Annotated in this window: 11 protein-coding genes; 8 read left to right on the forward strand and 3 right to left on the reverse strand. The window is 39.2% G+C overall.

Features of this window, described 5'->3' with window-relative positions:
- Positions 1 to 64: 64 nt before the first annotated feature.
- Both HG267_RS03885 and HG267_RS03890 read left to right on the forward strand, forming a co-directional pair.
- A complete protein-coding gene (locus tag HG267_RS03885; protein WP_052335185.1) occupies positions 65 to 991 on the forward strand; it encodes a THxN family PEP-CTERM protein in 927 nt (308 codons plus the stop codon).
- A gap of 195 nt (positions 992 to 1,186) precedes the next feature.
- Positions 1,187 to 2,644: an AAA-like domain-containing protein gene (locus HG267_RS03890; protein WP_045870321.1), complete on the forward strand. Its 1,458-nt coding sequence runs from the start codon at positions 1,187 to 1,189 to the stop codon at positions 2,642 to 2,644.
- 240 nt (positions 2,645 to 2,884) lie between these two features.
- Here HG267_RS03890 and HG267_RS03895 read toward each other — a convergent pair whose 3' ends face one another.
- Positions 2,885 to 3,910, reverse strand: a complete 1,026-nt coding sequence (locus HG267_RS03895; RefSeq protein ID WP_081584016.1) for an anti-sigma factor antagonist — start codon at positions 3,908 to 3,910, stop codon at positions 2,885 to 2,887.
- 221 nt (positions 3,911 to 4,131) lie between these two features.
- Between HG267_RS03895 and HG267_RS03900 the strand changes: the two genes are divergently transcribed.
- On the forward strand, positions 4,132 to 4,929 hold the full coding sequence (locus HG267_RS03900) for a 7-carboxy-7-deazaguanine synthase QueE (protein WP_045870323.1): 798 nt from the start codon (positions 4,132 to 4,134) through the stop codon (positions 4,927 to 4,929).
- A 45-nt stretch (positions 4,930 to 4,974) separates the two neighbouring features.
- On the opposite strand, the gene HG267_RS03905 is transcribed toward HG267_RS03900, so the two are convergent.
- A complete protein-coding gene (locus HG267_RS03905; protein WP_045870324.1) occupies positions 4,975 to 5,622 on the reverse strand; it encodes a DUF3318 domain-containing protein in 648 nt (215 codons plus the stop codon).
- A 77-nt stretch (positions 5,623 to 5,699) separates the two neighbouring features.
- Positions 5,700 to 6,257 carry a hypothetical protein gene (locus HG267_RS03910; protein ID WP_045870325.1) on the reverse strand — a complete coding sequence of 186 codons (558 nt, stop codon included), beginning with the start codon at positions 6,255 to 6,257 and terminating at the stop codon, positions 5,700 to 5,702.
- A gap of 693 nt (positions 6,258 to 6,950) precedes the next feature.
- Here HG267_RS03910 and HG267_RS03915 point away from each other — a divergent pair.
- The 5 genes from HG267_RS03915 to HG267_RS03935 are packed head-to-tail and all read left to right on the forward strand — an operon-like array spanning position 6,951 to position 11,051.
- The gene (locus HG267_RS03915; protein ID WP_045870326.1) at positions 6,951 to 8,027 is read left to right on the forward strand and encodes an amino acid ABC transporter substrate-binding protein; all 1,077 of its coding nucleotides are present in this window, start codon (positions 6,951 to 6,953) and stop codon (positions 8,025 to 8,027) included.
- Positions 7,985 to 8,128 carry a hypothetical protein gene (locus HG267_RS03920; protein ID WP_155539224.1) on the forward strand — a complete coding sequence of 48 codons (144 nt, stop codon included), beginning with the start codon at positions 7,985 to 7,987 and terminating at the stop codon, positions 8,126 to 8,128. Before HG267_RS03915 ends, HG267_RS03920 begins: the two co-directional genes overlap by 43 nt.
- A 17-nt stretch (positions 8,129 to 8,145) precedes the next feature.
- Complete coding sequence (locus HG267_RS03925; protein WP_045870327.1) at positions 8,146 to 9,069, forward strand: amino acid ABC transporter permease; 924 nt, start codon at positions 8,146 to 8,148, stop codon at positions 9,067 to 9,069.
- Positions 9,070 to 9,103: 34 nt separating this feature from the next.
- Positions 9,104 to 10,255, forward strand: coding sequence for an amino acid ABC transporter permease (locus HG267_RS03930; protein WP_045870328.1), 1,152 nt, complete (start codon positions 9,104 to 9,106; stop codon positions 10,253 to 10,255).
- Between the two features lie 55 nt (positions 10,256 to 10,310).
- A complete protein-coding gene (locus HG267_RS03935; protein ID WP_045870329.1) occupies positions 10,311 to 11,051 on the forward strand; it encodes an amino acid ABC transporter ATP-binding protein in 741 nt (246 codons plus the stop codon).
- Positions 11,052 to 11,307 lie beyond the last annotated feature (256 nt).

Here is an 11,307-nt window from a genome sequence, read left to right on the forward strand (position 1 = left end):
CAGCAAATCTTGTAAGCAAGCATCTCCACTATTCACCTTCACTTTCTGTAAATAATTTAGTTCTATGGCAACCTTAAATTTCCTGACAAAATTCTCCGTTGCGATTACTGCTACTACAGCGCTAGGATTGTTTGCTTCTTCAGCTAACGCCTTATCCCTAACAAGTTCTTCTGGTACCTGGAGTAAACCTGTTGGCGGAACTAACATCAAATATCAAAAAGTTACCACAAATACAACAAATACAACTACACAAGGTAGAAGAAGTAAAACAACAACAACAAGTACAACAGTTACAACAGTTACAACAGATGCTACAACAGGTAGAATCACTACAGACATTACCACCCCAGATATAAGTTCTATATCTAATTCCAGCAATCCAATAGGTGTAACATCTACAACTACTATAGAAAATCAAGTCCGTTGGGGAGAGGGAAAAAATGGTCAAAGTGGATTAGGATTTCAAGGCACTAGTGACTTAACCTTCAATCTCAATCAAGTATTTCAAATTGGTACTCTGACACACTATAACAATGCGATCAATAATGGAACAGCCGCCTCAAAAGTAGACCTTGGCCTCAACTTAAACTTTAGTGATTTGCCTATAGCATCACAGGCTTTTAACTTTAGCTTTAATATCGACGAAACGCTAAACTCTGGCGTATGCGCTTATGGGAGCAACAGTCAGGGCTGCGCTGATAAAATTACCTTCTCTACTCCAAAGAACTTCAACACCTTTAGTATTGCTGGCGTAGACTATACTTTACAGCTGGTAGGATTCAGTGCAACTGCTAATAGCACTCCTGTAACTAATTTCATTTCACAAGAAGGTGGTAGTAACTCAGCTTTCCTTTACGCTAAGATTGCTGCTGTTCCACCAAAAAGAGTTCCTGAGTCTAGTTCTGCTTTAGGTGTAGTTGCCTTTGGTGCTTTAGCTGCTAGTTCTATGCTGAATCAAAAACAACGAGTTAAAGCAACAGCCAAAGTATAATTTCATAACTTTTAGTTATTGCCAACCTGTTATTGTCACTGCTGTTTCTTACGAGTAAGAGACAGCAATTTTTTATTTGAGGCTTCTTGGCTAAGTTAGCTAAAAACTGGGAATAATATAATAGCGATTTTTATCCAGTAAATCTGCGGATACATTAGCATAAATTATTCTAATTGCCCTTCACCTTAAGTCACTATGAAAGATATCCAGGGAGGATTACAATTCGTCGAACAACTAATTTATGCCAAGACAGGAAAATCTCTAACGGATATTCAAAAAGCAGTCTTGCAAGAATCTTGGGATGGTCAAAGAAAAACTTATAACCAGATTGCCGAAGAATTTCAATATTCTGCTAGTTATATTAAGCAAACTGTAGCCCCGCAATTATGGAAACTGCTATCGGAAGTACTAGGGGAAAAAGTTAATAAAACTAATATTCATGCTGTAATTGAAAGGCGACGAGCAAATCAAACTTCTACTAGAAGCCAAAATTTAATTGAAAGCTTGAGAAAGCGACTAGAGCCTTATTATACTGGACAAGTACAGTATGTTAATCCACAAACAATTGCCAATACTGCATTTAAAAACCATACTAATCCACTGTCTGCGCCTACAAAATTAATCAACGAAAATTATCAAAATACAGTAGAGTTAGAATTACCAAAAGGCTATGTACCTTTAACTTCTGCTTTTTATATTGAGCGAATACCTAATGAACTTAGATGCTATCAGGAGATTACTAATCCAGGGTCTTTAATTCAAATTAAAGCTCCAAGACAAATGGGTAAAACCTCTTTTATGGTTAGGATTCTGGCTCATGCTGCTACCGTAGGTTATCAAACTGTCAGCTTGAATCTTTTACAAGCAGATAATAAAATTTTGACTGATTTAAATAAAGTATTGCGTTGGCTGTGTGCCAATATTACCCATAAACTCAAGCTCAAAAATAAGCTAGATGATTATTGGGATAAAGATTTGGGTAGTAAAGCAAACTGTACATTTTATTTACAAGAATACCTGCTGCCACAAATAGACAATCCTCTAGTATTGGCTTTAGATGAAGTCAATGAGATTTTTGAATATCCTGAAATTGCTCAGGACTTTTTATGTTTATTGCGTTCTTGGCATGAGGAAGCTAAAGATAGTGAAATATGGCAAAAACTCCGACTAATAGTAAGTAAATCTACAGAATTATATATTCCATTAAGTATTGCTAAATTTCCCTTTCAGGTTGGTTTTTCAGTGCAGATACGCTCATTTAACTGGGAGCAAGTACAAGATTTAGCACAGCGTCATCAACTTAATATTTCAATAGGTCATTTAGCTGAACTTATGTGGCTGGTAGCTGGTCATCCTTATTTGCTACGTGTGGCTTTTTACCATCTAGCACACCAAGATTTAACTTGGGAAGAATTGATGCAAACTGCAGCTTCCGATACAGGAATTTATAGCGAATATCTTCACCAACTCTTATGGTATTTACAACAGCATCCCGACCTTGCAGCAGCTTTTGAGCAAGTACTAAAGGCAAAAGCACCAATAGAGTTAGAGCCAGTACAGGCTTTTAAGCTACATAGTATGGGGTTGGTAAATATGCGAAATAATCAGGTGATGATTAGTTGCGATTTATATCAACGATACTTTGGTCGATAGTTATTTGATAAAGTGATACCCAAGCTCACAAGTAGCTTGGGCATCAATACTGCTCGGTTAAGGATTTTCAACTCGGAATTTGGTTTGGGGAAAAGGTGAAAGGGTAAGGGTTAAAGGTTTTTTCTTGCCCCTTTTACCCTTCTCCTTTTCCCCTTAACCGACAAGTATTGGCTTGGGCATTAGCAATAATTAATTTTGGAAGTTATAAATTACCAACAGACTAAAAATCAAGGTAATTGACTAAACTGCACCACTATTTCTATGAAATAGAATGGCTAAAGTTTTGAAAATTAGCTTGAAATCATACAGTAAACTCCAATTTTTTTGATACTGCAAATCCAGGCGGATTACATCTTCAAAACTACGTACTTTAGACCGTCCGTTTACTTGCCATTCACCAGTCATGCCTGGTTTTACATCTAAGCGCTGCCACTCAGGTACTTCATAACGTTCTACTTCGTCAGGAGTTGGAGGTCTAGTACCAACTAAACTCATGTCTCCTTTAAGAACATTCCAGAATTGCGGTAATTCATCTAGACTAGTTCGCCGTAAAAAGCGCCCTACCCGCGTGACTCTAGGATCGCTATCATTCTTAAAGAAAGCTCCTTGCGCTTGGTTTTGGACTTGAGATTTTTTGGCTTCTGCATCCACACACATGGAACGGAATTTCCAAATTCCAAAACGTTTACCCATCCACCCACAGCGAGTTTGTTTAAAGAAAAGGGGGCCGGGATCGTCAATTTGAATAGCAATTGTAATGGGAATTAACAAGACTCCTGTAATTACCAAGCCTACCAGTGCTCCAACAATGTCGATCAACCGTTTCATCCAAGATGCCACAGAAGGATGAGTAGTAGGTAGCGGCTCAACCTTACGAGCAGAAAACTTTTGGTTTTCCGCAATGTGGCTTTGTCCATGCGGTGATAAACTGCTGAGAGATTCAATGGAAAAAACTTGATCCAAACCTGTAAGGTTAAGAACTGCCATTACCTGAGGTGTCACATTTCGCAATATAATGGCGATGCTCTTTTCCTGAGCAGTTTTAAAATTACTGACTAGAGCACCTAAACCACTGCTATCCATAAAAGTAGTTTGGTGAAAGTCAATAATGATTTGTTTTATATGAGAATGTTCCAGGGTTAACTCTTGGCAGATTTGCTTAAAGCCTACGGCCTCAAGCACACTCAATCGGTTGGGTACCTGGACTACAGCCATGTCATTTAGGGAAGTCACCAGGAAATCGACCGCTTTGGGTTGGCTAGTTATGAAGCTTTGCACTGTCGTTGCCGTCTAAATGTAAGCTATCAATCATTAATTTTGACGTAGATATTCTCTAACCTCATCTTGAATTAGTAGGAATCAGGACTAATTGCAAGTTCTTTAGGGTGAGATTAGAGATGGCTAGCGACGATTCACAATAGAACAAGAGCCAAAAAACTTACTTGCTTTTGTGACGACGCAGCGCGATCGCTTTTTTTAATCATCCCATGACTGCTAAAACTACGGTTAAACCTACTGCACGCCTGATTGAGGTCTTTTCTGCTATTCAAGGGGAAGGACTGAATGTCGGGACACGTCAGATTTTTATTCGCTTTGCTTTGTGTGACTTACGCTGTCACTTTTGCGATAGCGCCCATACTTGGAATGCACCTTCTACTTGTAGGATAGAGCGAACCCCTGGATTACGAGACTTTGAAGAGCACTCTAACCCTATCCCAGTGCCCATTTTATTAGAATGGATCGAACGGCAAAATCAACCGTCTATACACGATAGCATTAGCTTAACGGGTGGCGAACCCTTGCTTCATGCACCATTTTTAGAGCTATTTCTACCGCAAGTGCGATCGCTTACCAATCTGCCTATATATTTAGAAACTGGAGGTCATCGTCCAGAACAGTTGGCAATGATTTTGCCCTACCTCGACTCTGTAGGTATGGATTTAAAATTACCTAGCGTCAGCGGTGAAAGCTATTGGCAAGAACATGGGCAATGTCTGAAATTATCTTATGATTCACATTTAAACATTTTTGTCAAGATAATTATTTCCCAACAGACAGACCCAACTGAGTTAGAACGTTCAGCTTTGTTGGTAGCAGATGTTAGTCCTGATATCCCAGTGTTCTTACAACCTGTGACACCTTTGCCAGTGTCCGAAAAATCTACAGCAAAAACTATACTTGCGCCTACTCCCGACCAGGTTTTGCAGTGGCAAGCTTTAATGAAGCAGTGGTTAAAGCACGTTCGTGTCGTGCCTCAAACCCATAAAATGTTGAATCAACTGTAAACTATGCTGAGTGCTGAGTTGATTTCTTGACTCAGCACTTAGCACTTAGTAATCAACACTCTCATCTACTGGTCTAGATTTAGCTTTTGCTTTATTGGCACTGCGTTTGAGGGCAGAAAGGCGTGCTTCATATCTAGAGCGTTGGCGTTTGCTAGGAGTATTGTCTATTAAAGTTTTTAAAGCGCTACCTAGACTTTTATAGGCGTTGGGGAGGCTATAACCAAAGCGAGTTGCAAGTGCGATCGCTTTTTCGTCAGCATCTAATAATTCTTTTAGTTGCTTTTCACCGTTATTTTTTTGGTATAGTCGCCAGCCAGATACGCCACAAAGTGCTAAGGCTAAAACTAGTAACAATCCATCCTGTACCCACAACTCACCTACAGCACCACCTAAACCGATAGCCAGTGCTGCCATTTCCCAACCATCTTTGGGAATTGTGTCATTTTGAATGCGAGCGACTTCGTGCCAAAACAGCAGATTACGCTGATCCATCGCGAGGTTATCCCATTTCACCAGGTCAATTTGGATTTCTACCTGGTCTTTACCAATTTCTTCGCTACGGATCAGGGGTGGATTGACCTCAGTTGTGCCTTCTACCGTGACCCAGCTCTGCAATTCTGGTGGTAGTAAGCTTTTCAACCGCCGAAGTTCACTCATTTCCGCCTTGGCAGAGGAGGTTGCATAGGATGTCATAAAATCCAGCCCTAGAAAAATTCAGTATATAGTGAGGGTATCACTTTGGAGTATAGCTATTTAAGTGATAATTCGCCTCACTCGTGAGGAAAACTTCCTCGTTTTTTCCTAGCTTCCATTGCTTTTTCGAGGATTTCTAGTAATCCAGGGGCTTCTTCTTGAATACTCAGTAAAAGTCTTTCCCCAAGTTCGACATTTCCAGGATCATGTCCTGTTGCCATTACCTCTTTGAGGCGTGGCATGGCTATGCTATCAACAATTTGGATTAATCCGCTCAAGCAACGGTTAAATTGTTTTTCTGTCAGAATTGAATCTTCTAGGGGAAACTCAATAATCGCCCGGATTTCACCGTCAGATGGGTCATACTCCCATTGCAGCATTTTGGTTTCCCAGGAAATGGCCAACATTGTCTGGAGGATAGCTCCTTTATAAGGATGCTCTTGAACTCCTGCTAGTACTTGAGGTGCAAATACCCGAAAAAATTTGCCCTCCTCATCTAATTGCACAACAATTAGGAAGTCTTCTAGGTGATCAGCTTCTACACCTGTGATAATACGTTCTTCCTCGTCATCAAAGCGATATTCCCAACCAAGATTATCTAAGTATTTGGCAATCTGTGTCAGATTAGCTCCCATAAAAGCCTCACAAGGAACGGTGGAGCAGCTGTTACCAAATCTAGTTTAACCTGCTAGTGGCCTATGCTTAGGTTGGTATAGTTACTTCTCTTTTCATCAGAGTATGCAATCCATCTCTTGATGATTAATAAGTGTCGGACTGCTCCATCAAAGTAAAAAGTCATCTTGAAAATTTTACCGCATGAAAACCCACTTTGCAGCTTTTCGTAACAACCAAAATAATTGTATTCTCATATTTAAATAGGTTTTTGATAATAGCCGTACCTTGGCTAGGCTTTATATATAAGTAATTTTGGCGTTATTTGCTAATAATTATTGTATAGATATTTTGGATTATTTTGGAGAATTAGACAATCTAATTTTTTCCTAATTTCAATGAATTAAAACAATTAGTCATTTTTTTCACAGCCCCAAAAAATATTAATTTTTGCAATAATTTTAGCTTATATCTATTAAAAATTATGTTCAAAAGTTTATTTTGTACAAAATGGTATTTTCAAAATAAAGCTAAATTAACTATTTTTATATATTATTTTTGACTGGCTAAAAATCAGTTAAAAATTTAAATCAGAATCAACTGAAAACAAGTTAATCAAAGAGTCACAAAAAGTTTTATATTACAGACATCTACCTATTTTCACAGAGAAATTGTAGTACTAAACACATTTTTACTTTGTAAATGTTTATAGATTTATGCGTAAATCAGCATTAATTTTAGCGATCGCACCCCTAATCTTTGCCCTCAATGCTTGTAATGAGCCGTCAAAAGATCCAAAGACACCCACCACGCCTGGTAGTAATTCAACATCTCCAGTAAATCGCAATCGCTGGGAGACTGTCAAAAATCGTGGTCAGCTGATTTGCGGTGTGAGTGGCGAAGTTCCAGGTTTTAGTTTTGTTGGCACTGATGGTAAATACAGCGGAATTGATGTTGATATTTGTCGCGCTGTAGCAGCGGCTTTATTTGATAACCCAGACGCAGTAGAATTTCGCAATCTAAATTCTAAAGAACGCTTTACAGCTTTACAAACTGGGGAAGTAGATATTCTCAGCCGCAACACTACATGGACACTAAGTCGCACAACGTCCGTTGGCTTGGATTTTGCGCCTGTGGTTTTTTACGATGGTCAAGCAGTGATGATTCGTAAAAATAGCGGAATTAAATCCCTAGCAGACCTCAAAGACAAAGCCATTTGTGTGCAAACGGGTACGACTACCGAACAAAACTTAGCCGACCAAATGCGGAAGCGAAACATCACCTACAAACCCGTTGTGTTTGAGGATGTTAACGTTACCTTTGCGACTTATGCAGAGGGACGTTGTGATGGAATCACAGCCGATCGTTCAGCTTTAGTAGCGCGGCGATCGCTTTTACCCAAACCAGAAGATAACTTGATTCTTGATGAAGTGATTTCTTCAGAACCCCTTGCACCTGCTGTTGCCAAAGGGGATAGCAAGTGGGCTGATACTGTCAAATGGGTAGTTTATGCTTTAGTCAAAGCTGAAGAGTTAGGCATTAATTCCCAGAATATTGCACAATTCGCTACGAGTAGCGATCCAGATATTAAGCGATTTTTAGGAACAGAAGGCAACTTGGGCGAAGGATTGGGTTTAACAAACGACTTCGCAGCTAGAATCATCAAGCACGTCGGTAACTATAGCGAGGTTTACGATCGCAATCTCGGCCCCAAAACAAAACTCAATCTCCCTCGCGGACAAAATCAACTTTGGTCAAAAGGCGGATTGCTGTATTCACCACCGTTCCGGTAATTAGGGATGAGGGGGATGAGGAAGATGAGGGGGATGAGGAAGATGAGGGAGCAGGGGGAGAAATATTTATTCCCAATTACCCATTACCAATTACCAAATGACAAATGACCAATGACAAATGATCAATATGAAATCTTTGTGGCGCGATCGCCGATTTTGGCAGATTGCGGGACAATTACTGGCTGTATTATTAGCAGTAGCAATCGTCACAATATTATGGGGCAACCTCAACCGTAATTTACAGCAATTAGGTATTCAGTTCGGTTTTGACTTTCTCAAACAGCAAGCATCTTTTGATATTGGTGAAACTGTAATTACTTACAAGCCAACTGATACCTACAGTCGCGCTTTGTGGGTAGGACTAGTTAACTCTTTACGGATAGCAGTTACAGGAATTTTTCTCACCACAATTGTGGGTGTGAGTGCGGGAATTGCTAGGCTTTCGGATAACTGGCTAGTCAGAAATATTGCCCTAGTTTACGTGGAAATCTTCCGCAATACTCCCTTACTGCTGCAATTGCTGTTTTGGTACTTTGCTGTTTTTCTGGGTTTTCCCAAGGTAGAAAGTAAAATTTCGCTCTGGGGTTTGGTTTATTTGAGTCAAAATGGCATCGAATTGCCTTGGTTTACCTTTTCTCCAGAGTTTTCAGCCTTATTATTAGGCTTAACTTTTTATACAGGTGCATTTATTGCCGAAATTGTCCGAGGTGGAATTCAATCAGTAGCAAGGGGACAATGGGAAGCAGCGCGATCGCTTGGTTTAAAACCTGGGTTAGTCATGCGTTTAGTTGTATTCCCCCAAGCTTTGCGAGTAATTATTCCACCTTTAACGAGCCAATATCTCAATTTGACCAAAAATTCCAGTTTGGCGATCGCAATTGGCTACCCCGATATTTATTTTGTTGCTTCTACAACTTTTAACCAAACCGGGAGAGCCGTAGAAGTAATATTACTGATTATGCTTACCTATCTCACCCTTAGTTTGACAATTTCCGTAGTCATGAATCTATTTAACCGCACAGTGCAAATTAAGGAAAGATAAAGGGATAACAAGAATAAAAAATGATAAATGACAAATGACAAACCCTCAAATATTGTGGTTGCGTAAAAATCTCTTTAGTACTTGGTACAACAGCCTATTAACTGTTTTCTGCTTAATATTACTGTCTTGGGTAGCCAAAGGAATATTAACTTGGGCAACTACCCAAGCACAATGGGCAGTAGTTTCAGTAAATTTACGTTTATTTTTAGTCGGAAGATTCCCTCAATCTCTGTACTGGCGAGTTTGGATTGTGCTGGCGATCGCTTCTGCTTTAGGTGCAATAACTTGGGGAGTATTTTCTAGTAAACGAAATTTAACCAAGTCTGGGCTTGCTATTTTTAGTTTAATTATCGGTGTTTTATTAACTGTTTTTCCTTTAGATTTAACATCCCGCATTTATCTACTGCTAATTGCTGTTTTATTATTGATAAGTTTTTTGCTAGGCAAGAGATTTACTAAATTAATAGCACCTTGGCTGTCTTTCATCTGGATTTTATCTTTTCCTATAATTTTGTGGTTAATCGGTGGTGGCTTTGGCTTACAATCTGTGCCTACAAATTTATGGAATGGTTTGTTACTAACTCTGTTGATGGCAGCAGTTAGTATTGTACTTTCTTTTCCCATTGGAGTTTTACTAGCTTTAGGACGCACTAGCAATTTACCTGTAGTCCGGTGGTTTTCTATCCTGTACATTGAAATTATTAGAGGATTACCCCTGATAGGAATTTTGTTTCTTGCACAGGTAATGCTGCCATTATTTCTGCCAGTAGATTTACGTTTAGATAGGGTAGTCAGAGCAATTACAGGATTAGTATTATTCAGCGCAGCTTACATGGCAGAAAATGTGCGAGGCGGACTCCAGGCTATCTCACGGGGACAAATTGAAGCTGCTAAAGCACTAGGTTTAAACTCTTTATTTGTCGTGATATTAATTGTCTTACCACAGGCTTTACGTGCGGTAATTCCGGCAATCGTTGGTCAATTTATTGGTTTATTTAAAGATACTTCACTGTTATCTTTGGTAGGATTAGTGGAACTTACTGGAATAGCTCGTTCAATTTTAGCGCAGCCGCAATTTATCGGACGTTATGCAGAAGTTTATTTGTTTATAGGATTGATTTATTGGGTATTTTGTTACTCAATGTCTCTGGCTTCTCGGAAATTAGAAAAGCAGTTAAGTAGTTAAAAGAGAAAATAATTCCTACCAAAGACAGAGAATAAGAGTTAAAAGGTAAAATTTTATGTTAGACCAACAACCAATAATTATTGCTGAGAATGTTCACAAGTGGTATGGACAATTTCATGTCCTCCAAGGTGTTAGCTTGACCGTAAATCGTGGTGAAGTAGTGGTATTAATGGGGCCGTCAGGTTCAGGTAAATCTACTTTTATCCGTACATTTAATGCTTTAGAAGAATATCAACAAGGCAAAATTGTTATAGATGGTATTACCCTCAGCAATGATTTGCGAAATATTGATGCGATTCGCAAAGAAGTGGGAATGGTATTTCAACAGTTTAATTTATTTCCCCATCTCACAGTACTGCAAAATATCACCTTGGCACCAATTTGGGTGCGTCGGTGGGCGAAGGCGAAAGCTGAAGAATTAGCAATGCAACTTTTAGAAAGGGTGGGAATTCTAGAGCAAGCACATAAATATCCAGGACAATTATCTGGGGGACAGCAACAACGAGTAGCGATCGCGCGTGCGTTAGCAATGCAGCCTAAGATTATGCTATTTGATGAACCCACCTCAGCTTTAGATCCAGAAATGGTGAGGGAAGTGTTAGATGTGATGCGAAGTCTTGCCCGTGACGGTATGACAATGGTAGTAGTTACCCATGAGGTAGGATTTGCTCGTGAAGTGGCTGACAGAGTAATTTTGATGGATAGCGGTTTACTGGTTGAGTCAGCTACACCAGACTCCTTTTTTAACAAACCTCAAGAAGAACGAACTCGCAAATTTTTATCGCAAATTCTCTAACTACAGCATTTCATAAATTCTTAGTGAATTAGCTGAGAAAATACTCTGCGTTCCTCTGCGCCTCTACTCCTTCCACTTGACCATCTGTATATTTTTCCAGTGAAATGGTATTGCAACTCATAACACAGATTGGTCAAGATTAAAATTCAATAATTCACCACAATAAATTTATATTATATTAACTTTCCAGACGCTATACTGAGAACTCAATCTATTTTCTAGATAAAAAGCTGCTTTACTATGCAGCTTTAAATAA

Source organism: Tolypothrix sp. PCC 7601 (genome assembly GCF_025677855.1).
GTDB lineage: Bacteria > Cyanobacteriota > Cyanobacteriia > Cyanobacteriales > Nostocaceae > Aulosira > Aulosira diplosiphon.

Excerpts from the sequence above, each read along its gene's own strand:
- HG267_RS03885 (WP_052335185.1), top strand. The coding sequence starts at position 65 with ATGGCAACCTTAAATTTCCTGACAAAATTCTCCGTTGCGATTACTGCT.
- HG267_RS03890 (WP_045870321.1), top strand. The coding sequence starts at position 1,187 with ATGAAAGATATCCAGGGAGGATTACAATTCGTCGAACAACTAATTTAT.
- HG267_RS03900 (WP_045870323.1), top strand. The coding sequence starts at position 4,132 with ATGACTGCTAAAACTACGGTTAAACCTACTGCACGCCTGATTGAGGTC.
- HG267_RS03905 (WP_045870324.1), bottom strand. The coding sequence starts at position 5,622 with ATGACATCCTATGCAACCTCCTCTGCCAAGGCGGAAATGAGTGAACTT.
- HG267_RS03910 (WP_045870325.1), bottom strand. The coding sequence starts at position 6,257 with ATGGGAGCTAATCTGACACAGATTGCCAAATACTTAGATAATCTTGGT.
- HG267_RS03915 (WP_045870326.1), top strand. The coding sequence starts at position 6,951 with ATGCGTAAATCAGCATTAATTTTAGCGATCGCACCCCTAATCTTTGCC.
- HG267_RS03925 (WP_045870327.1), top strand. The coding sequence starts at position 8,146 with ATGATCAATATGAAATCTTTGTGGCGCGATCGCCGATTTTGGCAGATT.
- HG267_RS03930 (WP_045870328.1), top strand. The coding sequence starts at position 9,104 with ATGACAAACCCTCAAATATTGTGGTTGCGTAAAAATCTCTTTAGTACT.
- HG267_RS03935 (WP_045870329.1), top strand. The coding sequence starts at position 10,311 with ATGTTAGACCAACAACCAATAATTATTGCTGAGAATGTTCACAAGTGG.